The sequence below is a fragment of the Halohasta sp. A2 genome, assembly GCF_056175805.1.
The window spans coordinates 35711-62442 of record NZ_JAQFWV010000001.1 but is presented as its reverse complement, the minus strand read 5'-3'; the positions used below and the strand labels follow the sequence as shown (position 1 = coordinate 62442).

The following is a 26732-nucleotide window of genomic DNA, read 5'->3' as shown; positions in this document are numbered from 1 at the left end:
GGTCGCCTCCCAAATAAACGATCAGCACGCTGATCCGGTGCGTGCGGTCGACCAGCGGTTTCTAAAGGGACGCTCGCTTGTGTAGCGTATGGTTAGTTTCGGAACGGCGGGCATCCGGGGGAGCGTCGTCGACCGCGTCACTCCCGCGGTCGCACTCGCGGTCGGACGGGCACTCGGGCAACTCGTCAGTGAAACCCGATCGATGTCGACACCGGAAATCGTCGTCGGCCGCGATGGCCGAACCAGCGGCCCGGCACTCGCAGCGGCCGTCGAGGCCGGGGTCGCCGCGTCGGGCTGTACCCCCGTTCGGATCGGACAGGTCCCAACGCCAACGCTGGCGTTCGCCTCGCGCGGTCGACACGGCGTGATGCTCACCGCCTCGCACAACCCACCGACCGACAACGGCATCAAGCTCTTTTCCGACGGCTCGGAGTTCGACAGCGAACAGGAGGCGATCATCGAACAGTACGTCGAGGACCCCACGCCGCCGACAGCATGGGACCAGTGGAGGACCCCGACCCGGAGCCACCCACTTGCGACCTACCGCGAGGCGGTCGTCGAGTACAGTCAACGAGTTGGAGCCGATCCCGACGGCCTCCGGGTGGCCGTCGACTGCGGGACGGGCATGGCGTCGGTGGCGACCCCGCAAGTGCTCCGCGAGTTGGGGGCCTCGGTGGTCGCTGTCAACGCGACCGTCGACGGCCATTTCCCGGCCCGACCGTCCAAACCGACCCCCGAGACGCTCGCGGAGTTCCGGACGCTTTTGGCCGACGGCGCGTTCGATCTCGGCATCGCCCACGACGGCGACGCCGACCGCATCGTGATAGTCGACGCTGACGGCGAAATCGTCCACGAGGATACCGTCCTCGCGATCCTTGCAGCCCACTATACCCGCCGATACACCACCCAAAGGGACGCCGATCACACCGAACCGGTCGTGGTGACGACGCCGAACGCTTCGGCGCGGATCGACGAGCAGGTACAGGCTGCGGGTGGCCGTGTCAAACGTGTGCGGCTCGGCAGCCTCCACGAGAGGATCGCGGCGGCCGAGGCACCCGTAGTCTTCGCCGCCGAGCCTTGGAAACACATCCACCCCGCGTTCGGCGGCTGGATCGACGGCATCGCTAGCGCGGCGGTCCTCACACGGCTGGCCGCCGCCGAGGGACTGTCGGGGCTTCGGGAGCCGATCACCGAACGGCCCTATCGCAAAGTGAGCGTCGACTGTCCGGACGACCGAAAACGGACCGCGATGGACGAACTCGAAACGTCGCTTCCCGAGCAGTTCCCCGAGGCCAGCGTCTCGCTCGACCACGGGGTTCGGCTCGCCTTCGACGACGGCTCGTGGCTGCTCGTCCGTCCTTCGGGTACCGAGCCGTACGTCCGGCTCTATGCGGAAAGCGAGGACGTCGACCGACTGGTCGAGGTGGCGACCGACGCGATCGAGTCGGCGGTCGACGGCGTGTAAAAAGAACGGAACGGGGCCTCAGGCGTTCTGAGCCGCTTCGACGAGTTCGTCGTAGTCCGGCTCGTTCGTGGGATCGTCGGCGACCCAACTGTAGACCACGGTGCCCTCGTCGTCGAGGACGAACGCGGCCCGGTTGGCGATGCCGTAGAGCCCGAGGTCGGGAATTTCCATTTCCAGGTCGTAGGCGCGGATGGCGTCGCCACCCATGTCGCTGACGAGATCGAACGAGAGGCCGTGTTCCTCGCGGAACGCGCCCTGGGAGAACGGCGAGTCGGCGCTGATGCCGAAGACGGTCGCACCCGCCTCCTCGAAGCGCCCAAGGTGGTCTTCGAGGGCGATCATCTCGTTGGAACACGGCGGGGTGAACGCGCCGGGGAAAAACGCCAGCACGACCGGCCCGTCGCCGAGGTGCTCCGAGAGCTCGAAGGGTTCGTGGTCGCTCGTTCCGACTGTGGCCGAAATGTCCGGGGCAGCGTCTCCAGTTGATACCATTTGCAGTTACCCGTTAGGGTGACTGGAACTAAATACCTTGTCGAAAGACACTCACACAAACATGTTCGAGCCGGCCGACTGGCTGTCCGTCCCAACTCAAACGCGGTGGAATCGAGGATCACGTCGACCGGTCTGCAAAGCGGATTCGGACCGATCGAGGGCGGAATCCCTTAGGATCTCGGTTCGACCAGTGTTGCAAAGACGAACTCGCTGCTGGAGCCCAGCGGATCGGTTGCGGTTTCGGTCCGCAGGTCGGCAAATCCGGCCTCGTGGAGTTGGTCGAGTGTTTCCTGTCGACCCGGCGCGGAGAAGAACATCTCCCCGCCCATCCAGCCACGGCGGACGGTCTGAAACCGCCCCGACGGAAGCGTCATCAGCAGCCTACCGCCCGGCTCTAGGACACGAGCGAACTCCCGGTAGACGGCCGGATGACGGTCCCGCGGCACGTGGAACACCGCGTGGTAGGCCGTAATCCCGTCGACCGACCCCTCGGTGAGTGGGAGCGACAGCATATCGGCCTGCACCAGCCGGGCCGCGGGGACGGTCTCGGCCGCTAGCAAGAGCCCCTGGCGGGCGAAATCGAGGCCGATGCTTCCGGCCGGGAGGTTGGCCAGCGTCCGCGCGCCGTCGCCACACCCCACATCGAGGACTACCGGTTTCGGTGGTAGCGCCGCCAGCAGGTCGTCGATCAGGTCGGCGTCCGTTCCGGTCGGGTCGCGCCGGTCGGCGTACGTCGCCGACAGTTCCTCCCACGCCTGTCGTCGCTCGGTGCGGTCCATGCCGACTGGACGGAGCCCACGGCAATCAGTGTGTTCGCTACCAGATATACGTCGGATAGGAGACGACTGATTTCGAGATAAAGAGTTTTCGCCACGGAGCATGGAATTCGACCAATGACTACCCACGAGTACGACATCGCCGTCGTCGGTGCGGGAACGTCCGGCTGTTATGCCGCGGCGACCGCCGCCAACGCTGGCCTCGATGTCGTCATCATCGAGCGGAAGGACGCCGAGGAAGCCGGTCACATCGCCTGCGGCGACGCGCTTAAAGGGGCAAACGAGTTCCCGAGCGCGATCCCGAAATCCAAAATCGAGCCCGCGTTCACGAACACCGACGTCGACCACGGCCGCTTCGAGATCCCAAGCCACGACACGGTCCTCGAAATTCCGGTTCCCGGCGAACTCGCGGTCATCGACCGCTGGGAGTACGGTCGACTCCTCATCGAAGGCGCAGAGGAATCGGGCGTCGAGTTCCACTACGACACCGTCGTCCAGGACGTCATCCAGGACGACGACGGCACCGTTACCGGTGTGGTTGGCAGATCGAAGGGTGAGAACGTCGAGTACGACGCTCAGATCGTCATCGACGGCGCGGGGTCGCTCTCGCTGTTGCAGGACAAAGTCGACTTCGAGGGAACGACCTTCGACACCAACGTGCGGTACTCGCAGTTCTGTTCGGCCTACCGTGAGATCGTCGAAGTCGACGAAGAAGTCGAGTGGGACGACGCGCTCGTATTTAAACCGACCAAACGTGCGGCGGGCTATCTGTGGTACTTCCCGCGCACGTCGACGACGATCAACGCCGGGCTCGGCTTCCAGATGAACGAAGAGCCGATGCAGATGATCGAAGATCTCAAGGAGGACCTCAAAGATCGAGAAGAGTTCGAGAACGCCGAGGTGACCGACAAACTCGGCGCGGCCCTCCCGACCCGCCGGGTGTACGATTCGGCGGTCGCTCCGGGCTACATGGCCGTTGGCGACGCCGCCGCCCACGTCAATCCGACTACTGGTGGCGGGATCGCTGGAGCCGCATATGCTGGACAGTATGCCGCCGAGCAAGCAGTCAAAGCGATTGAACAAGGTGACGTAAGCGAGGAAGCGCTCTGGCACTACAACGAGCGCGTGATGGACCACTTCGGTTCCCGATATGCGGGACTCGACGTCTACAACATCCTCTCGACCGCGGTCGACATCGACGATCTGATGGGCTTGCTCGCCGCGCTGCCTGGCGAAAAATTGGCTGAGGCCCTATACACAGGAAAAACGTCGATGGGACCGCTACTGGCTGCGCGAACCGCCATCGATTCGTTCGGCTACTGGCGTCAGATTCTCGACTTTTATAAAGTCAAACAGCTGGCCGAAAAGCTCATTGCGCATTACGAGCGGTATCCGTCGACACCGGCTGCGCTCGACACGTGGCAGCGCCAGCGCGACGAGCTGATGGAGACGATCTACGAGACGACCGGTGCGGAGCCGAAGTACTGAGGTAGTTCCTTTCTCCTTTCCAGTAGCCATATCTACTGGTGCCATTGGTGACGCAATCGGTGCTCCAACCGTTCAGCTATCATCTCGCTTCTCGAACAGCCCTTCTACGTCGCGTTCTTGTTGCTGTCGACGCTCGATCTGTGCAGCCAATCGGTCGTAGACAATTGCGCGGTGAGTCGACTCGTCGACGAACGTCGTCAGCAGGCTAATAAACTGTGTCTGACTTTCGGTCGCTTCCTCAAGGGCGTACGTGATGGCATTCTCGATGACTGCCTCGTCGTAGGCCTTGAACTCCTCGGCGAGTACAGACGCAGCCGTGGTGATTCCAGCGAGTTCCAGATCGGCTGCTGCAAGCGGTGTCCCGTCATAACTGAGTGCGGGTGGTGAGGCGCGTTCGATGCGCTCGGGGTCGACTTCGAGTCGTTCGAGATAGCTTTGGACGGTCGTGAGGTCGACGCCCCGGTAGGTCGAAGGTAACTCGGTTAGATACTTCCTACCACTGTCAGCGAGGCCAACCGCTCCCGTCCAGTTTCGATTCTGGGCGTGGTAGATGGCCGCGGTAAACTGGATCAAGCCGTGGAGGAACCGCTCGTCATCGGTGCCTTTCTGGCGGTCGAGCCACGTCTCCTCCCACGCATCGTGAGCCGCATGAGTGGCCCCGGCATTGTAAATCGCAATCCCAGCACGGAGTTGTTCCTCCATACTGAACCGGGAGCCAGCTCGAGGTAAATATCCGTGGACTCTCGGCTTGGAATAACAGACACATTTTTGTTGACAGTATTGGATACCCATCTATGCCCGGTTGGTCACGCAAACCGCTGTCTCGTACCTGGCTTCTCGGAATCAGCGTCTTTTACGTTCTCGTGCTAAACTACGCGGTGATTATCGCCCAGGACCTCCTGTTTGGTCTCTGGTTTGGGCTCCTGATTGTGCTGTTGTACTTCCTGTACCGGTTCGTCGCCGCCGTCGAGGCGATTGCAGACGCGCTGCACCGAATCGCTCAGCATCGTGAGTCGGAGTAACGGGGCCATTGCCGGTCGATAGTAACGCTGATACGACATCCGGCCCTCCAGTCGACCGTGACAACGTGGGTTGAGACGCCTCGCGGCGGCCGTGATCGCGGACCGAGTGGGCTCGTGCGCGCGTGGGGAGAAGTCCTCATCCGCCCCCGGCGGTTTTTCGCCAACGGGGTCGCACCGGGCGATCAGGCACCGGGGCTGAGTTTCGCGATTCTGGTCGCCCTGATCTACATCGGTGGCCTGCTGGCGGTCCAGCCGACGCGACTGCTCGGCGACGACCGGATTCCGCTGTTGGGCGAAAGTGTGGCGCTGACCGTGATTTTCGTTCTCTTGGTGACCGCGATCGTCGCCGCGCCAGCTGCGCTTCATCTCGCCGCGGCCATCCAGACGGTGTTGTTGATGCTGCTCGTCGACGACCGCGCCGGTGTCAGCGAGACGGTCCAGGTCATCGGCTACGCGAGCGCACCGTGTGTGTTCGCATGGATACCGGTTCCAGGGGTCGCAGCGATCTGTGGCGTGTACGCGACGGGGCTGTTGATACTCGGTCTGGCGGTCGTTCACCGAACCACACTCTTCCGAGCAACGCTGGCTGGAATCATCCCTGCGGCGTTCGTTTTCGGGGTCGGCTTCGGCGCGTTCGTCGCGGCCGTCTCGGTCGTCGACGCGTTGGTCGGCTAACACGCCAGCGCGTTTCGACAACCGTTAAAGGGTGGCCCTGTATTTTCTTAGCAAATGGGTTCGTGTATCATCTGTGACGTCCCTGTTGATGGCGGTCACGTTTGTGACAGTCATCAGGAAGACGTTATTTTCGAGTTCCGTGGAAACCATGCATCGCAGCTTATCGACAACCGATTTTATCAGGGAACGGTCGACGGCTACGCCGATTTCGGCGTCTTCATCGATCTCGCGCCCGGCGTCACCGGCCTGCTTCACCGCAGCGAGCTCGACCGCCGGCTCGAAAGCCTGAGTTGGGAGCCCGGCGACACCGTCTGTGTCCGGGTCAACAACGTCCGAGACAACGGCAACATCGACCTCGGCAAATCGATCCGACAGTCCGAACGCGAGTTCCGTGGCAAACTGATTCTCGACGGCACCGACGAAAAACTGCCCGAGAGTGACGACGAAGCGAGCGAAGAAGACGAAGCTGACGAAACAAACGACAGTTCTGCCAACGCTGAACCCGTCGACACGAGCGAGCAAACCGACAGCGAACAAACCGAAAGCGTGGAGGCCTCCAGCGGTGAGGATCGCGAGACCGAGTCGTTCACACCGAGCCACGGTGCCGACACCGCGAGCGAAACCGAAGAGGCCGTCATCGGCGCCAGCACCGAGACCAACACGCCGAGCGGCAACGCGTCGGGCGGCGCAGTTACCGTCTCCAAACGCGAGGCCCACGCCTCGGAGTCCGTCGACGAAGGCTACGACGAGACGAGCGTCGAAGCGCTCTCGGATCTGATCGACGAGCGCGTCCGACTCGACGGCGAGATCGTTTCGATCCGCCAGACCGGCGGCCCGACCGTTTTCGAACTCCGCGACGAGACGGGAGTCGTCGACTGTGCGGCGTTCGTCGAAGCGGGCGTTCGCGCCTACCCCGAGGTCGAACTCGGCGACATCGTCCGACTCGACGGCGAGGTCGAACGCCGCCGCGGCGAACTGCAGGTCGAAACCGAGGAACTGGTCGTGCTCGAAGACGACGAACGCGAGGCGGTAACCGGTCGACTCGCCGACGCACTCAGCGACCGCGCCCGCCCCGACAGCCTCGACCCAATCGGCGACCACGACGCGGTTGCGGCAATCTCCGAACCACTGCTCGACGTGGCCGAAGCGATCCGCCGCGCAGTCCTCGAATCCCGCCCGGTCGTTATCCGTCACCCCGCGACCGCCGATGGCTACGTCGCCGGGGCCGCAATCGAACGTGCTGTTCTCCCGCTCGTCCGCGAGGAACACGCCCGCTCGGACGCCGAGTACCACTACATCGTCCGTCGACCGCTTGACAACGCGATCTACGGAATGGATGCCGCGACCAACGACGCGACACGAATGCTTCAGGACCGCGACCGTCACGACGAGAAACTGCCGCTGTTCTGCTTCGTTGGTGCCGCAAGCACCGCTGATTCGGCCGACGGACTCGGACTCCTCGGCGTGTACGGTGCCGAGCGAATCGTCCTCGATTCGATCGCTGCTGACACGGACGTCGACGACGTCGCCGAGCAGGTCGTCACTGCTGGCGAAAAGGCGGCTGATCTCTCGGTCGGCGCGCTGACTGCGACGCTCGCGGCCGCGCTCAACACCGACGTCAGCGAGGACATGCAGCACCTCCCCGCAGTGAGCTACTGGGAGGAGACACCTGAAGCCTACACCACGGCCGCCCAGGAGGCAGGCTACGACGCCGAGCAGGTCACCAACATCCGCGAAGCGGTCGCTCTCGAAGCCTACTACCAGTCGTACCAGGACAAACGAGAACTCATCACTGACCTGCTATTCGACGACGCCGGTGGCCTGGCGGGCCACATCGCCGAGCAGTTCCGCGAGAAACTCGACACCGAGCTTGCGACCGCCCAGGCCAATCTTGAGGCCGACGAGCGGGCGGGCGTCTCGATGGCTGTCCTGGACACCGAGCAGTTCAGCCACCGCTTCGACTTCCCCTCGACCGAACTCCTGCTTGACGAACTCCACCGCGCCGAGCGCGAGGGCGAACAGTTCGTCACCATCGGCATCGGGATGGACGAACTCTACCTCCGCAGCACCCAACCGCTCGACATTCGCGCTGTCGCCGAGCAGGCCGCCGAGGACGCACCCGAGGCCGCCGTCACCGCACGCGGCGTCCGTGAGGGCCGCATCGAGTTCCTGGCTGGCAAACGCGAAGCCGCCAAGGACGCCGTGCTCAACGCCGCCGCTGAACAGTTCGAGTAGCGTAACCGTCGCAGCCGCCTGTTTTGTGGGACGTTCGACGACACGACCACAGAGCGAAAGCGCTCCTCAGACAGCCAATCCCACGTCGACGCCCACCATCACCACAAAGCCGAGAATGAACGTGATCGTGGCCGTATCGGCATAGCCGTGACTGTGGCTTTCGGGGATGAGTTCGCGGAAGACGACCGCCATCATCGCTCCCGCAGCGAAGCCCGCAGCCATTGGGAAAATCCCAGTGACGACGGTGACGAGTGCAAAGCCAGCCGCCGCAGCAATCGGCTCGGGAATCGCCCCTGATAGCGTGGTGTAGATAATCGTCTTGACTTTGGAGAGCCCGGTCTGACTCGCGGGGACGGCCATCGCGAACCCATCCGGGACGTTTTGGACCGCAATCGCTCCCGCGAGCGCGATGCCGACCTCTTCAAAACCACTGGCAAAAGCGATCCCGACCGCGAGGCCTTCGGGCACGTTGTGGATCGTGATCGAACTCCCGATCAGGACGGCCTGGCGGAGGTCGTCGTCGATCTCCTCGACGGATTCGGACTCGGGGAACTCATCGCCGTTGGTACCGCCGAACAGCATATGTGCGTGAGGAATCGCCCAGTTGGCCGCCAAGAGGAACGCCCCGCCGATGAGCAGGCCGCCGGTCACCTCCGTGAGCGTCCCGAGTTCAAGTCCAGGAACGACCAGCGCGAACACCGCGGCCCCGACCATGATCCCGGCGGCGAGACCGAGCGCGCCGTCGTAGACGCGGTGGCTCACCCGCCCGGTGATCAGTATCGGCAGTGCGCCGATCCCGGTGGCCGCGCCAGCCAGCAGGGCAATAGCCGTCACGTCGACCACGGTTACCATAATTCGACTGCCGTACCCAAGGAATAAAAAACGCTGCCACCGGACCGCGGAGCGACACCCCTTTTCGACGTCGTGGTGAACTCACGCTATGGACCCCAAGCGGGAGCTTTCGAGCATCGACCTTGCGGCACTCGTCACCGAGCTGGGCCGGTACGAGGACGCAAAGGTCGACAAGGCGTATCTGTACGGCGACGATCTTCTGCGGCTCAAAATGCGGGATTTCGACCGCGGGCGCATCGAACTCATGATCGAGGTCGGCGACGTCAAACGCGCCCACATGGCCGACCCCGACCACGTCTCGGACGCGCCGGGTCGACCGCCGAACTTCGCCAAAATGCTGCGGAACCGCCTCGGTGGCGCTGATTTCGCGGGCGTCTCTCAGTACGAGTTCGACCGTATTCTCGTCTTCGAGTTCGAGCGCCCCGACGTCAACACGAAAATCGTGGCCGAACTCTTCGGCCAGGGCAACATCGCGGTGCTCGACGAACACGGCGAGGTCGTCCAGAGCCTCGAAACCGTTCGCCTGAAATCACGGACGGTCGCCCCCGGCGCGCAGTATGAGTTCCCCGACTCACGGATCAACCCGCTCGCGGTGAGCTACGACGCCTTCGCCCGCCAGATGGCCGACTCGACGACCGATGTGGTTCGGACGCTCGCGACCCAACTCAACCTCGGTGGGCTGTACGCCGAGGAGGTCTGTACGCGGGCGGGCGTCGACAAGACCCTCGGTATCGACGAGGCCGACGAGTCTACGTTTCGGGCGGTGTACGATGCGCTCGACATGCTCTCGACGCGCGTCAGATCCGGGAGCTTCGAGCCGCGACTGTATCTCGATGATGGCGCAGTTGTCGACGTCACGCCGTTCGCGCTGGCCGAACACGAAGCCGAAGGGCTCGACGAGGAGCCGTTTGATAGCTTCAACGAGGCGGTCGACGAGTACTTCTTCCGACTCGACCGCTCGGCCGACGACACCGACAGCACCGAACCGACGACGAGTCGCCCCGACTTCGAGGCCGAAATCGCCAAACAACAGCGGATTATCGACCAACAACAGGGGGCCATCGAGGGGTTCGACGAGCAGGCCGACGCCGAGCGAGCCAAGGCAGAAGCGCTGTACGCCAACTACGACCTGGTCGACGAGATTCTCGTGACCATCCAGAACGCCCGCGCCGAGGGCGTCCCGTGGGACGAGATCGACGAGACGCTGCAGGTGGGAGCCGAACAGGGCATCCCCGCCGCCGAAGCCGTCGTCGGTGTCGACGGATCGAACGGGACCGTCACGGTCGACGTCGGCGAGACGCGCGCGACGATCGACGCGACCACCGGTGTCGAAAAAAATGCCGACCAGCTTTATAAAGAAGCCAAACGCGTCGAGGAGAAAAAGGCGGGTGCGAAAGCGGCCATCGAGAACACTCGCAAGGACCTCAAAGCCGTCAAAGCTCGACGCGAGGCGTGGGAAGCCGAGGACAGCGCCGACGAAGACGATGGGGGCGACGAGACCGACGAGGAGTACGACGAGGTCGACTGGACGGCTCGCAAATCAGTTCCAATCAAGCGAAACGAACAGTGGTACGAACGGTTTCGCTGGTTCCACACGACCGACGGCTTTCTGGTCATCGCTGGCCGGAACGCCGACCAAAACGAGGAGTTGACGAAGAAGTACATGAGTCGTGGAGACAAGTTCTTCCACGCCCAGGCCCACGGCGCGCCGGTGACGATCCTCAAGGCCACTGGGCCGAGCGAAGCAGCCAAAGAGATCGACTTTCCGGAGTCGACGCTCGAACAGGCCGCCACGTTTGCGGTCTCGCACTCGTCGGTCTGGAAGGCTGGCCAGTACTCCGGCGACGTCTACATGGTCGACCCCGACCAGGTCTCGAAAACCCCCGAAAGCGGCGAGTACATCGAAAAGGGGAGCTTCGTGATTCGCGGGGATCGAACCTACTTCGACGACACCGAGGTCGACCTCGCGGTGGGGATCCAGTGCGAGCCCCAAACGCGGGTTGTCGGTGGACCGACCGCGGCGGTCGAGGCCAACGCGGCCACCCATCTCCGACTCCAACCCGGCAAGTACGCCCAGAACGACACGGCAAAGCGCTGTTACCGCGCGCTTCGCGAGCGCTTTGCCGACGAGAGCTTCGTTCGGAAGGTCGCAAGCGCCGATCTGATTCAGGAGCATCTGCCAGCCGGTGGCAGCGAGATCGTCGACGACTGATCGGGCGGCCAATCACCAGACGCCACCACGTTGGGCGCTCGGTTACGATGGGGGTTTATTTTGTTTGAAACTAATCGTTACAGAGGTGACTTAGGATGACATTTCATGGTGGCGCTGATCTGGCGACGGTGTACGACGACGCACTCGACGAGGGGTTCGGGCTGATCGCGAGCAATATCGCCGAACCGAACACGATGATCGGGTTGATTCAGGGCGCAGCGCGTGTCGACTCGGACCTGCTCTTACAGCTGAGCAACGGGGCCTGCTCGTTCGCCGGCAACGGCGATCCGATTGCGGGCCTCAAAGCGATGGGAACCTACATCGAGCTCATTGCCGACCAGTACGACATCGGGGTGTTTCTCAACATGGATCACCAGACCGATCTCGACACCATCGACCGACAGATCGATCTCGGGATTCCGTCGTCGATCATGATCGACGCCTCTCACGAATCGTTCGAAGAAAACATCCGGCGAAGCAAGCGGGTCGTCGATCGGGTCGATACCGCCGACGCCGACATTCTCGTCGAAGCCGAACTCGGCAAAATCAAAGGCGTCGAAGACGAGATCGTCGCCGAGGAGGCCTTTTATACCGATCCCGAACAGGCCGTCGAGTTCGTCGACCGGACAGGCTGCGATCTGCTGGCGATCTCGGTCGGTACCCAACACGGGGTTGCCAAAGGAAGAGACCTAGAACTCAAACCTGAACTGACCGAAAAGATCCGGGCGGCACTGCGGGATCACGGCCTCGACACGCCGCTCGTCCTCCACGGCTCGTCGGGCGTCCAGCCCGACCAACTTCAGGAGATGCTACAGCACGGGATCTGTAAGGTCAACAAAGACACCCGCTACCAGTACGAGTACACCCGAACGGCGTTCGATCTCTACCGTGAGGATGCCGACGAGATCGTCCCGCCCGAGGGGATCGAAGACCACCGCGATAGCTTCTTCAACGACGTCGACTGGTCACCGAACAAGGACCGCTTCGATCCGCGTGTCGCCGGTCGACATATCCGCGAGCGCATTGCCGATGTGTACGCCGATCTCGCGACGGTCGCTGGAAGTGCCGGTCGAAGCAGGTTCAACTGAGCGGTCGACGGCACTCACACGTAGCTAAACCCGACACAGGTAGTTGAGAGCTGTACAGATGGACGTCCGGTGTTCGTTTGTTCGTCGCTGGTTCGGCCGTCACTGGTTCTTTCCGAGTTGGTTTTTCTTCAGTGTATTGGCGGAGAGATACAGGGGATGACACTGTCTTGACCCGAGTACATAAGCCCAGGCGGCCACTTGGTAAACCAAATGCTGAGTGAGTCGATCCGCGTGACGCACCGAGCCAACGACCCCATCGGGACGATTCTCGTTGGGTCGGTGCTCACGCTTTTGTCGACGGCGCTGGTTCTCGTCTGGATCGGCCTGCTGGCAGTCGCGCCTCCAGTCGGTCTCGCCAGTACACCCTTGGTCGTGCTCCCGAGTCTCGTGATGCGGGGGTATCTCTTGGCCGTCGTCGAAGGGTCCGTTCGTCGCCGTTCGACCGTTCCGTCGTTCGTTCGCTGGGGGTCGCTCGCTCGGATCGGCTCGAAGTCCTCGCTCATCTCGACGGTCTATTTGCTTCCAGCGGCCGTTCTGGCCGGACTCGTCGGTGGGGCGATTGCTGCAACGTTCGTCTCGCCGCCCGGCTTCGAGGACACGCCACAGGTTTTGGCTGGGGTTGCCATCTCGGTTAGCAGCTTCGGGCTCTTCATCTATGGACTGGTTTATTTATATATCAGCCCCGCCGCACACGCTGTGTTTGGCGTGACCGACTCGCTACGAGCCTCACTCGACGTTCGACGGGTTTTCCGGGTTGCGTCGACGCCGGAGTATCTTTCGGGGTGGCTCGTCGCGATGGGTATTCTCGTGGGTGGGCCGGCCGTGTTGGTGTCGCTGCTGGTGGTCGGTGTCGCCCTCGGTGTTGTATCGCCCTCTCTGGCAGCCATTTTCGTGCTGGCGGTGCTGGTCGCCAGCGTGTACGTCCAGTTCGTCTCCCGCGTCTCGGCCGCGTGGGCCACCGGACAGGGGGCTATCGGTGGTCTGACCGAGAGCTACCCCGAACTCGCGGGCAGTATACGGGTCGACGCCGGAGCAGAATCGGTCGGACCCGCCACATACTCCGCAGGCTTCGATACGGATCGCAGTCTGACAGAGGCCTCCGCCGCAGTGCAGACCGGTCGCACCGTTATCTCTAACGGCTCGACTAGCGCTTTTCGGAAAATCGAATCCCCTAGCGCCGAGTCGGTGTCGCCGACCACCGAAACTGCGACACCGAACGCCGACTCCGAGTCAGACGACGACGATCACGGCTTCGTCTGGGGCGTCGACGACCGAGACTCACAGTCGACGTCAGTGCCGGAGTCGGAGTCACAGTAGCCTGTGTCGACGGTCACCACCGCTTTTTGAACACAACAACTAGACTCCTCAACGTATTCTCGTGGATACGTAAACGAGTCGACCAACACGGCAGTCTGCGTGGCGCCCGCGGTTGCCAGCAACAGCGATCCAACGCTGCCGCTCGGCCGGGTAAACCCACACGCCACGGGAACAGAGTGGTTACAAATGGAGTTCCACAACGTGGCGTGTGTTCCTTGAACATATGCAACTCAGCGTCTAAAAGATTCGTGCTCGGGCAGTCACGTCCGCAAGCCACACAGATAAGTGACAGACGACCCTTCGTAGTCAAGGTTACAAATGGAGATCCGCACCGGACTCTCGTACGGAGATGCATTGCTGGTTCCACAGCGCTCGGCGGTCGACAGCCGGAGCGACGTGGATCTGTCGACGCAGTTGACGCCGACGCTGAGCCTCGATACCCCAATCGTGAGCGCGGCGATGGATACGGTCACCGAGGCCGAGACGGCCACCGCACTGGCCGAACTCGGTGGTCTCGGCGTGATCCACCGATTTCTATCGATCGACAAGCAGGCCGACCAGGTCCGTCGAGTTGCCGAGAACGGGCACCGCGTTGCCGCTGCGGTCGGCATCGACGAGAACTATCTTGACCGTACCGAGGCCATTCTCGACGCTGGCGGCGACGCCATCGTTCTCGACGTCGCCCACGGACACATGGAACGTGCGCTTGATGCGGTCAGTGAGATCCACACCGAGTTCACCCCGGAGCTCATTGCCGGAAACGTGGTGACACCGGCGGCCGTCGAAGATCTGGCAGCGGCGGGTGCGGACTGCGTGAAAGTCGGGGTCGGTCCTGGCTCTCACTGTACGACTCGTGAGGTCGCCGGAGCGGGCTACCCGCAACTGACCGCCGTCGACGAGTGTGCCGACAAGGCCCACGAACTCGGCGTGACGATCATGGCCGATGGCGGAATTACGGGCCCGGGCGACGCCGCCAAGGCGTTGATGGCCGGTGCCGACACGGTGATGATGGGCGGGTTTTTCGCCGGCACCGACGAAGCACCCGGTCGCGTCGTCTCTCGAAACGGCGAGCGGTTCAAGCGCTCGCGCGGAATGGCGTCGGTCGCGGCCAACGACGACCGTCAGGACAAGGAGCTCACCGTCGACGCTGGCGAGGGTGTCGAAGCACTCACGCCGTATAAAGGGCCGCTGGGACCCCTGACGGAGGAATTCCTGGGCGGCATCCGCTCGGGGCTGAGCTACTGCGGTGGGCACACGATCCGCCAAGCGCGTGCCAACGCCGTCTTCGTACAGGTTTCGCCGGGCGCGAAAGCGCGCGAGAGCGCCCACGGTGTACTCGTTGAGTCGTCGGTCGACAAACAGTCCGTTGCGCAGGCGGTCCAGTCGGATTGAACCGAGGCATGTCGGTTCGAGAGATGCGGATACCGACGGGTTCAGAACACAAGCGTTGTTAGCTGCCCGCCTGAAAAGCGGGTATGCGAATCGCGAGCCGCGGTCGCGGCGAGGCGGGCAGAGAGCGGATGACGCTCGTGCCCGAAACCGTCGACGACCTCTGGCACCTCTCGTACGTTCTCGAACCGGGGGATCTCGTCTCCGGCGACACCACGCGCCGCATTCAGCGCAACGACGACCAGATGCGCGACACCGGCGGCCAGCGCGAACATCTCTCGGTCACCATCGAAGTCGAGAACGTCGAGTTCGCCCGCTTTGCCAACCGCCTGCGTGTAGGAGGCGTCATTACCGGTTGTTCCCGCGAGGACCAACTCGGGCTCCACCACACGCTCAACGTCGAAACCCACGAAGAGCTCACGATCGAAAAGCAGTTCAAGGCCGACCAGGTCGAACGCATCGAGGAGGCCGAGGCCGCCGCCGACAACCCGGACGTCGCCATCGCCACCGTCGAGGAGGGCGAAGCCTACATCCACCTCGTCAAGGAGTACGGCGTCGACGAGTATGCCTCCTTTACCAAACCAACTGGTAAAGGCGAGTATTCGCGACCTCGCGAAGAGCTCTTTGGCGAGCTGGCAAGCGCCCTGAGCCACGTCGACACGGACGCGATCATCCTCGCTGGGCCGGGATTCACGAAACAGGATGCCCGCGACTACATCGTCGAGAACTACCGGGATCTCGAGGAGCTGATTACGGTGGTCGACACCTCCAGTGCGGGCGGTCGCGGCGTCCACGAAGTGCTCAAACGAGGGGCTGTCGAGGAGGTCCAAGACGAGACCCGGATCGCCCGCGAGGCCGAGACGATCGACGAGTTGATGAAGCGAATCGGCGACGGCGCGAAAGCCGCGTACGGAATCGAGCAGGTCCACGAGGCCGCCGAGTTCGGCGCGGTCGAGGAGCTCTTGATTCTCGACGAGCGGCTCCGCGACGAACGGCAACACGAGGGCGACTGGGAGCTTGACGTCAACGAGATCATCGATTCGGTCGAACAGAAGGGCGGCGAGATCACCGTCTTTTCGGCGGAGTTCCAGCCGGGCCAACAGCTGAAAAACCTCGGTGGCATTGCGGCGCTGCTTCGCTACCGACTCCAGTAGCACCTGTATAGGCGCTTAAAAGCGTGTCCTTACTTCGCATCGGGGCTGGTCGACGATCCATCAGGAGTTGGCTCGGTTTCTCGGACCCATTTTTCTTCGACATCACGGTTCGCAAGCACGACGAGATCGCCCTCCTCGCTTCGAATTCGCGTTTTACGCAGATCGATGCCGATGACGGTGCCGGTCACCGAGGCCGTGGTGACGAAATCGCCCTCGTTGAAGTCCGGATCCTGCAGCAGGTAGACTCCCGCGACCGTGTCGGCGATCATCTCCTTGAGTGCGAAGGCGATACCCAGGGCGACGAAGCCGGTTGCGGTCCCGAGGCTCGCCGCCACGTCGTCCATGCCGACGATGTTGAACAGTGTGAGCCCCGCGCCGAACCACAGAAACAGGCTCACGACGGTCACCACGAGGTCGACGATGAGCTGCTGTTCGGCGGCATACAGCCGACCCAGAACGGACCGTAACACCGATCGAATAATTCGAATGAGGATATACGCGAGGGTAAGAAAGACGATTGCCGACAACAGTGTCGGGAGGATCTCGACGAGATCTGCGAGGAACGCCGAGACGATCCGCTCGGGAACATCTGACGGTAGTTGCAGGAGCATACCGATAGTAGTCGACGTCTACCGTAATAGTATACTGACCCTACTCAGTCGCCAGTCAGTGCCTCACTGGCTGGTGCGAACGAAATCGTCGACCCGACGTCGTTGTCGAGTGCTCGCTCGTAGAGCATTCCGGCCGCCGCAACCGTCTCGATGCCGGTGCCACCGCTGTCGAACAGGGTGATCTCGTCGTCGCTCTCGCGTCCCTCAGCGGTACCCGCAACGATCTCGCCCAACTCCGCGTGGATATACGACTCGTCGACGACACCCTGTTCGACGGCGTATATAAACGAGCCACCGTCCTGCATGGCCCGCTCGCGGAGGTCCGGGACGTACGTCGCGCGTTCGATGGTCGTCGTATCGAGTTCGCGTTTCGAGGGCGTGTACTGGCCCATCGCAGTGACGTGCGTCCCTGGCGCTAACAGCTCTCCATTGAACACCGGATCGGCGGCGTTGGTGGCCGTAATCACGATATCCGCCTCGGAGACGGCGTCAGCGCTGGCGTCGACTGCAGCCACCTCGCAGTTGAGCGTCTCGGTCATCTCCTCGGCGAACGCCTTGCGGTTGGCCTCGGTCGGAGAGTAGACGCGAACGCCCGACAGGTCGCGGACAGTTGCCGTCGACCGAAGTTGCCCACGAGCCTGAGGCCCAGAACCGATGATCCCCACTGTCGAGGCGTCGGCTCTGGCGAGGTGGTCGACGGCGACTGCGCCGGCAGCCCCCGTTTTGAACGGATTCATCGATGCGCCGTCGAGCAGCGCGAGCGGAGCCCCGCTGTCGGCGTCGAACAGCGGCGTCATGAACCACGCATCCCGCTGGTCGAAGCCGGCCGAATACATGTAGCCGCCCATGTAGCCTGACTCCGGCAGAATCGCCGCATACTCGGTGAACATCCCCGGTGGCGAGCCGTTGATGAGTTTGGTACGGGGCTCGGCAGGTGCGCCCTCGCCACGCTGACGGTAGCCCTCGTCGACCGCTGGGACGTAGTCGGCTGGCTCGGCGAGCGTCGCGAGTTCGCTGCTGCTGAGAAACAGGGTGTCGGTCATATACACAGCGATGGAGGCGATTGACAAAAAGCACACAGCCGTCAGTTCGATAGAATGCGACGGTCCGAAGAAAAAATCTCGACCGAATTAATCGGCGTTCGTCGGCTGCACGTTCGATCTCGGCTCGGCCATCGGTTCGGACTGGCCGGGGACGTTGATGAACAGTGCGTGTCCAATGATGAGGACTGCTGCCCCGGCTCCGACTGGTACGGCCACTGTCAGCTGTATGCCCACGAGGAACAGAATCGCAGTCAGTCCGAGCATCACAGCCGGAATAAGGCCGAGCACGTAGTCGTAGTAACGGGTCATAATACATTCTATACTATGGGTACGGGGTATATAATCCTTTCCGGTAGTTGATGTACAGCCACTGCGGTGAATTTTCCAAAGTCACCCATAAGTTATAGAGAGATAATGGCTATAGCGCGTTTGAAACGGACGTTTTTACCGGTCTGAGTGGGTCGAATAGTCGTGAATATCGTTTCAACGGATATTGAATACTACCTATCACGTCTGCTGTGTCGGCCAGCCGCTATGCTCAGCGAATCAGGTACAGAACGGGCCTAAAACAACAAATAGTCGACTGATCGTTAGGCGTTGAGGACGCCCCGGAGGATCTCGGGGGCCTCCTCGAGTGCCTCGTCGAGCGCGTCGACATCCGGGCCACCGCCCTGGGCGAAATCCGGCGGTCCGCCACCGCCGCCGCCAACGCGACCGGCGAGTTCGCCGACGACCTCGCCAGCGTTGATTCCCGCCCCTTCGGGCACGCCAACGACGAACACCGCACTGCCGCCTTCACCGCTCCCGAGCACGGCGATCGTGCCGTCTTCGACGAGCGCGTTCGCGGTCGCCCGGAGTTCGTCGACATCGCCATCGAGCCGCTGAATCACGGCCGACTCGGTGCCGATCTCGACGGTGTCGGCCTCGGCGGCAGCACGAGCCTCGGCGAGTTCGTCTTTGAGTCGGTCGATCTGCTTGCCACGGTCTTTCCACTCGGTGAAAAAGCGTTCAGCTGTCTCGGGAACCTCCTGTGGATTCACGTCGAGCACGTCGGCGGCGTCGTACAGCGCGTCCTCGGTGCGCTGGGTCGACTCGATGGCTGCCTCGCCCGCGGCGAAGACGATCCGCTCGACGCCGTCCTGGACGGGCTCGGTTTTCAACACCTTGATCGCGCCGACCTTGCCGGTTCGGCTGACGTGCGTGCCACCGCAGGCCTGGACGTCCTCGTCGATGTGAATCAGTCGGATGTTGGTTCCCGGCGGGATACCGCCCTGATACAGGTCGAAGCCGTGTTCTTCCTGGGCGTCGTTGCGGTGGGGCCACTCCTGTTTGACCGGGACGTTCTCCATCACGAGTTCGTTGGCGAGCCGTTCGATCGCTTTGACCTGCTCGCGCGTGATGCGTTCGTAGTGTCTGACGTCCAGCCGTGAGGAGTTGGTTCCCTTCTGTGCACCGGCCTGGCGGATGTGGTCACCCAGCACGTGGCGGGTCGCGTGGCCGATGATGTGGGTCGCCGTGTGGTGGCGCATGAGTCGACGCCGACGCTCGCTGTCGATCTGGCCGCGGACGAACTCGCCTTTGCCGGGGTTTCGGTCGGTTCGGTGGAGGACGATTCCGTCGACGATCTGGACGTCCTCGACCTCGGCGGTGGTCTCCTCGCTCGTCAAGGTTCCGTGGTCGGCGGGCTGGCCACCGCCCTCAGGGTAGAACATTGTCTGATCGAGCACGACGTCGTAGCCTTCGTCGACCTCGAACACGTCGAGTACGACCGCCTCGAACTCCATGCGATCCTGGTTGTCGTAGTAGAGGGTGTCCGTCTCCGGAAGCTCGCCGAGCCGTTTGTCCTGTTCGGAACTCGTCTGGCTTCCGCCCGCTTCGTCGTGGCGTGCTGCAACGAGCGAGTAGAAGTCGTCGGGAATCTCCACAATTGCGTCACGACCTTCGGCGATCTCGGCGACCATATCCGGCTGAATCCCGTGCGAATCGTAGAGCTCGATCAGCTGGTCGACCGGAATCGGCTCGTCGGTTCCCGAGTACTCATCGGCGAGCTGTTCGACCTTCCGAGAACCGCGGTCGAGCGTTTTGCGATACTTGGCCTCTTCGGTCCGAACGATGTCGCGAATCGTATCGCGGTTCTCGTATTCGAGCCGAGCGGCCTGCATGTCGACGAGTTCGTCGAGCGGGGCGTCGACGCCGACAGTGTCGACGAGTCGCTTGGTTCGCCGCAGGACCATCCGGGCGAGATAGCCCGTCGAGACGTTCGAGGGGACGATCCCGTCGCCGAACATATACGCAAGGGCTCGGCAGTGGTCCGCAATCGCGTAGATGTCTTCGAGCGGACGCATGAGTTCGGTGAGTCCGTCGACGGGGACGTCAAGCCGGTCGGCGATCTCTTCTCTCGCAGTGTCCATATCGTCGGCCTCGTCGATGTCCATGTGCCCCGCGAGTTTGGCGACCCGGTGGATGAGTTCCTCTTGTTCGTCAGTATGATCGATTCCCGCGTGATCTTTGAGGAAGGCGATCATCTCGGGGTAGACCGCCTCGTAGACCGTGGGGGTGCCCTGGCTCATCCAGGTCCAGCGTTCGAGCCCGTAGCCGGTATCGACGATGTAGGTGTCCATCTTCGAGTACCGGTTGCCGTCCTTCATCTCGTAGTCGCCCTCGGGGTCCTGCTCCATGCTCATGAAGACGAGCGTCGCCAGCTCTGCGCCTTTATATATGACTTCGATTGCAGGTCCCGCATTACCGCCGCCGACCCACGGGTCTTCGATGTAGGTAATTTCGTCGAGATCCGCGCCGACCGCCTCGAAGAGGCCGTCGCAGTATTCGACGGTTTCGTCCTTCCAGTAGACCTCCCCCTCGTAGGCGTACTCCTCGGCGGCCTCGGCTCGGGCGTTGAACGCGTGGTGGGCCATCATCTCGAACGCCATCGTGTGTCGACCGGTTTTACCGACGTTGTCGATGTCCTGCATCCGGATACAGGGCTGAGAGATACAGAGCGGGTTGGCCGGTGGCGGCGTCTGGCCGCTGGTGACGAGTGGTTGGAAATCGTAGATAGAAGCCTGCGTGAGGAGCACGTCGTCGCGCCAGCGGTTGGCGGCGACCGGATAAGGTTCGATCCGCTCGTGGCCGTGGTCCTCGAAGTACGAGAGAAACGCCTCACGCATCGTTTCGAGCGTGTGTTCCTCGTCGAAACTCGGATCGTCGATAAAGCGATAGTCCTCACACGGTGGCTCGCCGCACAGCTCGCGGTCGTGGTCGCGTGTCCAAAAGTGTGCCCCACACGACGAACACTCCCGTCGGACGAAGTTTTCTCGCTCGAAATAGTCGAGACGGTACTCCTGATCTAAGCTACTCATTACTGTTCTGTGGCCCATCGCACTCCAAAAGCGTTCCGACGACGGGCCAACGGCGGCGTCAACTCCCCGACAGACAACGTCCCTTTTACCGAGCAACTCCCATACCGGGCATGGACCCACGAATCCGTGAACACGCCGAAACCATCGTCGACCATTCAGTCGACATCCAGGAGGGCGACCACGTCGTTATCCAAGTGCCGAAAGAAGCCGAGGATCTCGCGGTCGCCCTCCACGAATACTGTGGCGAACGCGGCGCGATTCCCCTCTGGGTCGCCCACTCCCAGCGGGCCGCTCGTGCCTACCTTCAAGCCGGAGGCCAGGAGTACGAAACGCCCGAGCACCAGCAGGCACTCTACGAGGAAACGGATGTATTCATCATCGCCCGCGGGGGCGCGAACGTCACCGAGACCAGCGACGTCCCACCCGAAAACAACGCCGCCTACCGCCGGGCGGTCAAACCAGTTCAAGAAGAACGACTCTCGAAACGCTGGTGTCTCACCCAGTTCCCAACCTCCGGCCACGCTCAACTCGCAGGGATGAGCACCGAGGGCTACGAGAACTTCGTCTGGGATGCCGTGAGTCTCGACTGGGACGCCCAACGCGAGTTTCAGGCTCAGATGGTCGACCGACTCGACGAAGCCGAGCACGTCCGGATCGTCGCGGGCGACGAAACCGACCTCTCGTTTTCGGTTGCAGGCAACCAGACGCTCAACGACTACGGCGAGAAGAACCTCCCGGGTGGTGAGGTGTTCACCGCCCCGGTCGCCGACAGCGTCGACGGCTCGGTCTACTTCGATATTCCGCTCTATCGGCAGGGCCGAGAAATCACAGACGTTCGACTCACCTTCGACGATGGCGAGGTCGTCGACCACAGCGCCGAAAGTGGCGAGGACCTCCTGACCGAGATTCTGAACACCGACGACGGTGCACGGCGAATCGGCGAGTTCGGCGTTGGGATGAACCGCGCGATCGACCAGGTCACCTACAACATGCTGTTCGACGAAAAGATGGGCGATACGATCCATTTGGCTGTCGGTTCGGCGTACAACGAGACAGTGGGTGAGGATAACGAGCGAAACGAGTCGGCCGAACACGTCGACATGATCGTCGACATGAGCCGCAACTCCCGAATCGAACTCGACGGCGAGATCGTCCAAGAAAACGGCCGGTTCGTCTTCGAGGACTGAACCGTCCCAGACGGCTCTCACTCACCGACAGTAGAAGGTCACGACGAATAGTAGTCGAAGCCTACTACTCGTCGTTGAGATCGAGTTCGAACTGTTCGTTTTCGGTGACAGCGTTGAGAACAACACTCGTGTTGGATTCGCGAATGTCGACATCGGTCAGCAGCTCTTTGATCTGTTGGTTCATACCATCCGTATCGGTGAACTTCCCGATGGCGATGATATCGTAGTCACCGGTTACCTCGTACACGCTGACCATCTGTTTCTGGTCACGAAGCCGTTCGGTGATCTCGGGAAGCGCGCTCCCCTCGACTTTGAGATGGATGACGGCGGTGACGTCGTAGCCCAGCGCGTCGTAGTCGACGATCGGCGTGTAGCCGTTGACGACGCCTTCGGCTTCGAGATCTCGGAGGTGGTTCGAGACGGTCGTGACCGACACGTTGAGTTCCTCACCGAGACTTCTGAGGCTGGCGCGACCGTTTCCGAGTAGTGCATTGATCAACTTGGCGTCCAAGTTTTCGTACGTCATTACAGTTGTACACTCGCCGGGGGCATTAGAATTTTACGAATATCCAATTTCTCACTGACGCCGACGTAATTGCACTAAGCGACAAGATCTTTATACTGGCAGTGATTGATGCAAACGTCCACAACATGACGGAAGAAAACGTTGCCACTGATGGTGGATTGACGGAAAAAGAACAGGCAGTTATTGACGAAATCGAAGAAGAAGGAATCGACTTCCTTCGGCTACAGTTCACGGATATCCTCGGTGTAGTCAAGAACGTTTCAGTTCCTGCCCGACAGGCTGAGAAGGCCTTCACCGACGGGATCTATTTCGACGGCTCGTCGATCGAGGGATTCGTCCGGATTCAGGAGTCCGACATGCGCCTGAAACCCGACCCCGAGACGTTCGCTATTCTCCCGTGGAGACAGGACGAGGAAAGCGCCTCTGCACGCCTTATCTGTGACATCATCAACACGTCGACCAACGAGCCGTTCAAAGGCGACCCACGCTATGTGCTCCAGCAGGCTATCGACCGTGCCGAGGAACATGGCTATGATGTGAACGTCGCCCCCGAGCCGGAGTTCTTCCTGTTCAAACAGGACGAAGACGGCTATGCGACCACCGAGTTCGCCGACCAGGGTGGCTACTTCGATCTCGCACCGAAGGACCTGGCCAGCGACGTCCGGCGTGACATCATCTTCGCGCTCGAAGACATGGGCTTCGAGATCGAAGCCAGTCACCACGAGGTCGCCGAAGGGCAGTACGAGATCAACTTCGAGTACGACGATGCACTCACCACCGCCGACAACGTCGCAACCTTCCGGACGGTCGTTCGTGCGATCGCCGCACAGCACGACCTGCACGCGACGTTCATGCCGAAGCCGGTGCCGAAAATCAACGGTTCGGGAATGCACACCCACATCTCGCTGTTCGAAGACGGCGAGAACGCGTTCCACGACGACGACGACGAGTTCAACCTCAGCAGCGTCGCTCACTCGTTCCTCGCAGGCATTCTCGACCACGCACCAGCTATCTGCGCGGTTACCGATCCGACGGTCAACAGCTACAAACGCCTGGTCCCCGGCTACGAGGCACCCGTTTACGTCGCCTGGTCGGACCGCAACCGCTCGGCGCTCATCCGCAAGCCGGCCGCTCGTATCCCCGCGGCCTCGCGTGTCGAAGCTCGGTTCCCCGATCCGTCCTGTAACCCGTACCTGGCGTTCGCAGCACTGTTGACCGCCGGTATCGACGGTATTGAACGTGGCCTCGAAGCCCCGGACCCAGTTCGAGAGAACATCTACGAGTTCGACGAGGCCAAGCGCGAAGAGTACGGTATCGAGACGCTACCGAGCAACCTCGGTGAAGCGATCGATGCGCTCGAAGCCGACGAGGTCATCTACAGCGGTCTCGGCGAGCACGTCGGCGAGAAGTTCGTCGAAGCCAAAACCGCCGAGTTCGACGACTACCGGATCGACGTCTCGCAGTGGGAACTCGACGAGTACCTCGAAACGTTCTAAAACTCGACCGTCTCCGTTTTCACACTTTTATTGCGACGCTCCGAGATCAGTGGCAACAACAGAATAATCCCAACCGCGATCGCACTCACGACCACCGCTGGAGCCGTCGACACCACGCCAGCGTACGCACTGATCCACAGTGATCCGGCGGTTGCAAGCCCGACGACCGCGATTGGAAGCGACACCGGTGGGGCCAGTTCTAGCCGGTCGCCCAACTGGTGCCACCCAACGACCCCGCCGACGGCCGTCCCGACTCCGATGGCGGCCTGTTGGATCTCTTCGGGATGCCCTGCGGAGACGGCAATGCCGATGCCGATAACCGATGCGACCCCAGCGACCGCAAACACACGGTCCGCGCGGAGTCGACGTCCGTCGCGGGCCACTGAAATACCGATCGCCAATAGCACCAACCCGAGACCGATACCTGCGATGACGTCTCGGAGGTAATGAACCTCGAGAACCACTCGCGAGAGGCTAATCAGGACGATAGCACTCGCGGCGACGAGATACCGGAGCCGTCGACGCCCGATCGAAAGCAGGTAGCCAACCCCGCCGTAGACAACGGTCGAGGCGGTCGCGTGGCCGCTCGGAAACGTAAATCCGTCCGATTCAAGCTCGCCACCAACAAACGTTCTGATCAGTGGCGGCAGCTCTGCAGGATCGATCGGCATCATCGCCGGCCGTGGAATGGCCGTCCCGGTTTTAATAGCGAGCACGGTGGCGAGCGCAAGCGTTGCGAGGCCGACACAGACGACCGCGACCGATCGAGCGTTCTCGACGTAGCGTGGACCGATCCAATACAACACCGAGAGCCCAACCAGCACGAACCAGGCGTCTCCGGCCAGCGTAATCAGTGCGAAGACTGCGACGAACAGCTCCCACTGCGATACCAACGGTGTCGACAGTAGTGTAGCCAGCATTCTTTGATTCGTGTGGGCGCCGAGAGCTAAGCTTTCGGTTTCGGTTCGAACGGGTTGACACTCAGTTCCGTCGATCGCGAGCCATGTCGATCGCCTTGCCCGGAACACCTAGCAAGTTCAAACCGACGCCGACGACCACGAACACGACGTACAGCCCCAGCGTCGACAGAAAGATAATGAGCATTGCCAGAATGGCGACCCAGTCGCTCTGGAGATAATAAAACGCGCCAAGGGTCATCGCAGTCCCGTACAACAGGACGAGATACGGCCCCCAGCCGCGGGCATGACCGCGTCGCATCTTCGAGCGAACGTATCGCTTGAGTTCGGATTCGACTGTGGGTTTGTCGACCGTGCGCTCGCGGACGTCGGATTCGAAGGCGTCGAACTCGGCGCGAAGCTGGTCGATACGGTCGTCGATCTCGCCGATATCGGGAGCTCCGCGTGGTTCGACGCGCTCTCGGTTACTGGCGACACTCGTCGGCGCTCCGGCGTCGGTTTCGGTCGACGCCTCCTCGCTTCCCTCAGACGACATATGTCCAGATGCTCGGCCGCCTTCGTGTTGTAACTGCCGGTCGGTTGACGTCCGTTCGGACGGTTCGCTGCCTCCATCGGTCCGAGGGCTAAACGGCGGGCCGCCAGCGGTTGTTCCGGCACGGACGGCGTTGAGCACTGCACCGAGAATGAGGATAACCGCAGCGAAATACAGCCACGTGACCAGCAGCAAGATCCCGCCGATTACACCATAGGCCTCGTACTGGCCCGCACCGGCAGCATAGATCTGAAAACCCGCCTGCAGAAGCATCCACCCGATACCCGCAAAGACGGCCCCGGGAACCGCCTGTCTGATCGGAATCGGTGGGTTCGGAAACTGGCGATACATGGGCAGAAACGCCACTGTCAGCACGGCTGGCAGCGCCAGAAAACTCACAAGTTGACCCGCCGGTCCCAGCGGCAGTGCCGCCAACACGGTTCCGGCCGCGATCATTGCACCGACGCCGACGCTGATACCAACGATCACGACGAGCGCGTCGGTGACCTGGCCGACGAAACTCGACGTCTCGGTCTCTCCGTAGATCGCGAGAAACGCGGTATCGAGCGCACGGAACACCTTGAGTGTACTCCAGACGAGCACTCCGACCCCGACGACGGTCGCTCCACCACGGCCGGGCGCGTCCGCGAGCGCTCCCTCGATCGCGTCCTCGCCAGCGGGTGTCAGAAACTCCTGGGTGAGTCCGACGATCTGCTCGGCGAACGCGTCTCCTGCAATCGTCGAGGCCACCACTAACACCAACAGCAACGCAGGCAGTAGCGACACGAACGCGTAGTAGGCGACGCTGGCTGCCAAAAACGTGATCTGTTGCTCGCGAGCCGTCTGGACCACTGCCTTCGCTGTGGCCAGCCCCGAGCCGGTTCCGGAGGTCATTG

The 26732-nt window shown here is 62.1% G+C and carries 23 protein-coding genes; 12 read left to right on the top strand and 11 right to left on the bottom strand.

What is annotated here, in order from left to right; all coding sequences use genetic code 11:
• Positions 1-88 precede the first annotated feature (88 nt).
• Positions 89-1465, top strand: coding sequence for a phosphohexomutase domain-containing protein (locus O2S87_RS00300; protein WP_475406795.1), 1377 nt, complete (start codon positions 89-91; stop codon positions 1463-1465).
• An 18-nt stretch (positions 1466-1483) separates the two neighbouring features.
• Here O2S87_RS00300 and O2S87_RS00295 read toward each other — a convergent pair whose 3' ends face one another.
• Together O2S87_RS00295 and O2S87_RS00290 are read right to left on the bottom strand one after the other, a co-directional pair.
• Positions 1484-1957 carry a redoxin domain-containing protein gene (locus O2S87_RS00295; RefSeq protein ID WP_475406794.1) on the bottom strand — a complete coding sequence of 158 codons (474 nt, stop codon included), beginning with the start codon at positions 1955-1957 and terminating at the stop codon, positions 1484-1486.
• A 170-nt stretch (positions 1958-2127) separates the two neighbouring features.
• Positions 2128-2736 (bottom strand): class I SAM-dependent methyltransferase, encoded by a 609-nt coding sequence (locus tag O2S87_RS00290; protein WP_475406793.1) that lies wholly within the window; start codon positions 2734-2736, stop codon positions 2128-2130.
• Between the two features lie 114 nt (positions 2737-2850).
• On the opposite strand from O2S87_RS00290, the gene O2S87_RS00285 reads away from it, so the two are divergent.
• Positions 2851-4221 carry a geranylgeranyl reductase family protein gene (locus O2S87_RS00285; RefSeq protein ID WP_475406792.1) on the top strand — a complete coding sequence of 457 codons (1371 nt, stop codon included), beginning with the start codon at positions 2851-2853 and terminating at the stop codon, positions 4219-4221.
• Between the two features lie 72 nt (positions 4222-4293).
• Here O2S87_RS00285 and O2S87_RS00280 read toward each other — a convergent pair whose 3' ends face one another.
• Positions 4294-4923 (bottom strand): DUF309 domain-containing protein, encoded by a 630-nt coding sequence (locus O2S87_RS00280; RefSeq protein ID WP_475406791.1) that lies wholly within the window; start codon positions 4921-4923, stop codon positions 4294-4296.
• Between the two features lie 92 nt (positions 4924-5015).
• Between O2S87_RS00280 and O2S87_RS00275 the strand changes: the two genes are divergently transcribed.
• Genes O2S87_RS00275 through O2S87_RS00265 form a run of 3 tightly spaced genes read left to right on the top strand, consistent with a single transcriptional unit; the run spans position 5016 to position 8153 of the window.
• Entirely contained in the window at positions 5016-5243 is a 228-nt protein-coding gene (locus O2S87_RS00275) for a DUF8066 domain-containing protein (RefSeq protein ID WP_475406790.1), read from the top strand.
• A gap of 57 nt (positions 5244-5300) precedes the next feature.
• The gene (locus O2S87_RS00270; protein ID WP_475406789.1) at positions 5301-5918 is read left to right on the top strand and encodes a YIP1 family protein; all 618 of its coding nucleotides are present in this window, start codon (positions 5301-5303) and stop codon (positions 5916-5918) included.
• A 54-nt stretch (positions 5919-5972) separates the two neighbouring features.
• Entirely contained in the window at positions 5973-8153 is a 2181-nt protein-coding gene (locus O2S87_RS00265; RefSeq protein ID WP_475406788.1) for a DHH family phosphoesterase, read from the top strand.
• Positions 8154-8219: 66 nt separating this feature from the next.
• Here the strand turns inward: O2S87_RS00265 and O2S87_RS00260 are convergent, their stop codons facing one another.
• Complete coding sequence (locus O2S87_RS00260) at positions 8220-9005, bottom strand: ZIP family metal transporter (RefSeq protein ID WP_475406787.1); 786 nt, start codon at positions 9003-9005, stop codon at positions 8220-8222.
• 88 nt (positions 9006-9093) lie between these two features.
• Here O2S87_RS00260 and rqcH point away from each other — a divergent pair, with 88 nt between their 5' ends.
• The 5 genes from rqcH (at position 9094) to O2S87_RS00235 (ending at position 16165) form a co-directional block, all read left to right on the top strand.
• On the top strand, positions 9094-11217 hold the full coding sequence (gene rqcH, locus O2S87_RS00255; RefSeq protein WP_475406786.1) for a ribosome rescue protein RqcH: 2124 nt from the start codon (positions 9094-9096) through the stop codon (positions 11215-11217).
• 95 nt (positions 11218-11312) lie between these two features.
• Positions 11313-12305 (top strand): class II fructose-bisphosphate aldolase, encoded by a 993-nt coding sequence (fba, locus tag O2S87_RS00250; protein ID WP_475406785.1) that lies wholly within the window; start codon positions 11313-11315, stop codon positions 12303-12305.
• 210 nt (positions 12306-12515) lie between these two features.
• Positions 12516-13622 carry a DUF4013 domain-containing protein gene (locus O2S87_RS00245; RefSeq protein WP_475406784.1) on the top strand — a complete coding sequence of 369 codons (1107 nt, stop codon included), beginning with the start codon at positions 12516-12518 and terminating at the stop codon, positions 13620-13622.
• A 318-nt stretch (positions 13623-13940) separates the two neighbouring features.
• A complete protein-coding gene (locus O2S87_RS00240; RefSeq protein WP_475406783.1) occupies positions 13941-15014 on the top strand; it encodes a guanosine monophosphate reductase in 1074 nt (357 codons plus the stop codon).
• A gap of 83 nt (positions 15015-15097) precedes the next feature.
• On the top strand, positions 15098-16165 hold the full coding sequence (locus tag O2S87_RS00235; RefSeq protein WP_475406782.1) for an mRNA surveillance protein pelota: 1068 nt from the start codon (positions 15098-15100) through the stop codon (positions 16163-16165).
• Positions 16166-16194: 29 nt separating this feature from the next.
• Here the strand turns inward: O2S87_RS00235 and O2S87_RS00230 are convergent, their stop codons facing one another.
• The 4 genes from O2S87_RS00230 to alaS form a co-directional block, all read right to left on the bottom strand.
• A complete protein-coding gene (locus tag O2S87_RS00230; RefSeq protein ID WP_475406781.1) occupies positions 16195-16776 on the bottom strand; it encodes a mechanosensitive ion channel family protein in 582 nt (193 codons plus the stop codon).
• Between the two features lie 44 nt (positions 16777-16820).
• Positions 16821-17819: an ornithine cyclodeaminase family protein gene (locus O2S87_RS00225; RefSeq protein ID WP_475406780.1), complete on the bottom strand. Its 999-nt coding sequence runs from the start codon at positions 17817-17819 to the stop codon at positions 16821-16823.
• 87 nt (positions 17820-17906) lie between these two features.
• A complete protein-coding gene (locus tag O2S87_RS00220; RefSeq protein WP_475406779.1) occupies positions 17907-18128 on the bottom strand; it encodes a DUF8015 family protein in 222 nt (73 codons plus the stop codon).
• Positions 18129-18409: 281 nt separating this feature from the next.
• Positions 18410-21178: an alanine--tRNA ligase gene (gene alaS / locus O2S87_RS00215; RefSeq protein ID WP_475406778.1), complete on the bottom strand. Its 2769-nt coding sequence runs from the start codon at positions 21176-21178 to the stop codon at positions 18410-18412.
• Between the two features lie 110 nt (positions 21179-21288).
• Between alaS and O2S87_RS00210 the strand changes: the two genes are divergently transcribed.
• The gene (locus O2S87_RS00210; RefSeq protein ID WP_475406777.1) at positions 21289-22365 is read left to right on the top strand and encodes an aminopeptidase; all 1077 of its coding nucleotides are present in this window, start codon (positions 21289-21291) and stop codon (positions 22363-22365) included.
• A gap of 64 nt (positions 22366-22429) precedes the next feature.
• Here the strand turns inward: O2S87_RS00210 and lrp are convergent, their stop codons facing one another.
• Entirely contained in the window at positions 22430-22891 is a 462-nt protein-coding gene (lrp, locus tag O2S87_RS00205) for an HTH-type transcriptional regulator Lrp (RefSeq protein ID WP_475406776.1), read from the bottom strand.
• A 125-nt stretch (positions 22892-23016) separates the two neighbouring features.
• Here lrp and glnA point away from each other — a divergent pair, with 125 nt between their 5' ends.
• Positions 23017-24387: a type I glutamate--ammonia ligase gene (gene glnA, locus O2S87_RS00200; RefSeq protein WP_475406775.1), complete on the top strand. Its 1371-nt coding sequence runs from the start codon at positions 23017-23019 to the stop codon at positions 24385-24387.
• Here the strand turns inward: glnA and O2S87_RS00195 are convergent.
• Complete coding sequence (locus O2S87_RS00195; protein WP_475406774.1) at positions 24384-25307, bottom strand: phosphatase PAP2 family protein; 924 nt, start codon at positions 25305-25307, stop codon at positions 24384-24386. The genes glnA and O2S87_RS00195 overlap by 4 nt on opposite strands.
• Positions 25308-25368: 61 nt before the next feature.
• On the bottom strand, positions 25369-26730 hold the full coding sequence (locus tag O2S87_RS00190) for a YihY/virulence factor BrkB family protein (RefSeq protein ID WP_475406773.1): 1362 nt from the start codon (positions 26728-26730) through the stop codon (positions 25369-25371).
• Between the last annotated feature and the right edge of the window lie 2 nt (positions 26731-26732).

Coding starts and splice junctions, on each gene's coding strand:
- O2S87_RS00300 (WP_475406795.1), top strand. CDS start 89: ATGGTTAGTTTCGGAACGGCGGGCATCCGGGGGAGCGTCGTCGACCGC.
- O2S87_RS00295 (WP_475406794.1), bottom strand. CDS start 1,957: ATGGTATCAACTGGAGACGCTGCCCCGGACATTTCGGCCACAGTCGGA.
- O2S87_RS00290 (WP_475406793.1), bottom strand. CDS start 2,736: ATGGACCGCACCGAGCGACGACAGGCGTGGGAGGAACTGTCGGCGACG.
- O2S87_RS00285 (WP_475406792.1), top strand. CDS start 2,851: ATGACTACCCACGAGTACGACATCGCCGTCGTCGGTGCGGGAACGTCC.
- O2S87_RS00280 (WP_475406791.1), bottom strand. CDS start 4,923: ATGGAGGAACAACTCCGTGCTGGGATTGCGATTTACAATGCCGGGGCC.
- O2S87_RS00275 (WP_475406790.1), top strand. CDS start 5,016: ATGCCCGGTTGGTCACGCAAACCGCTGTCTCGTACCTGGCTTCTCGGA.
- O2S87_RS00265 (WP_475406788.1), top strand. CDS start 5,973: ATGGGTTCGTGTATCATCTGTGACGTCCCTGTTGATGGCGGTCACGTT.
- O2S87_RS00260 (WP_475406787.1), bottom strand. CDS start 9,005: ATGGTAACCGTGGTCGACGTGACGGCTATTGCCCTGCTGGCTGGCGCG.
- rqcH (WP_475406786.1), top strand. CDS start 9,094: ATGGACCCCAAGCGGGAGCTTTCGAGCATCGACCTTGCGGCACTCGTC.
- fba (WP_475406785.1), top strand. CDS start 11,313: ATGACATTTCATGGTGGCGCTGATCTGGCGACGGTGTACGACGACGCA.
- O2S87_RS00245 (WP_475406784.1), top strand. CDS start 12,516: ATGCTGAGTGAGTCGATCCGCGTGACGCACCGAGCCAACGACCCCATC.
- O2S87_RS00240 (WP_475406783.1), top strand. CDS start 13,941: ATGGAGATCCGCACCGGACTCTCGTACGGAGATGCATTGCTGGTTCCA.
- O2S87_RS00235 (WP_475406782.1), top strand. CDS start 15,098: ATGCGAATCGCGAGCCGCGGTCGCGGCGAGGCGGGCAGAGAGCGGATG.
- O2S87_RS00230 (WP_475406781.1), bottom strand. CDS start 16,776: ATGCTCCTGCAACTACCGTCAGATGTTCCCGAGCGGATCGTCTCGGCG.
- O2S87_RS00225 (WP_475406780.1), bottom strand. CDS start 17,819: ATGACCGACACCCTGTTTCTCAGCAGCAGCGAACTCGCGACGCTCGCC.
- O2S87_RS00220 (WP_475406779.1), bottom strand. CDS start 18,128: ATGACCCGTTACTACGACTACGTGCTCGGCCTTATTCCGGCTGTGATG.
- alaS (WP_475406778.1), bottom strand. CDS start 21,178: ATGAGTAGCTTAGATCAGGAGTACCGTCTCGACTATTTCGAGCGAGAA.
- O2S87_RS00210 (WP_475406777.1), top strand. CDS start 21,289: ATGGACCCACGAATCCGTGAACACGCCGAAACCATCGTCGACCATTCA.
- lrp (WP_475406776.1), bottom strand. CDS start 22,891: ATGACGTACGAAAACTTGGACGCCAAGTTGATCAATGCACTACTCGGA.
- glnA (WP_475406775.1), top strand. CDS start 23,017: ATGACGGAAGAAAACGTTGCCACTGATGGTGGATTGACGGAAAAAGAA.
- O2S87_RS00195 (WP_475406774.1), bottom strand. CDS start 25,307: ATGCTGGCTACACTACTGTCGACACCGTTGGTATCGCAGTGGGAGCTG.
- O2S87_RS00190 (WP_475406773.1), bottom strand. CDS start 26,730: ATGACCTCCGGAACCGGCTCGGGGCTGGCCACAGCGAAGGCAGTGGTC.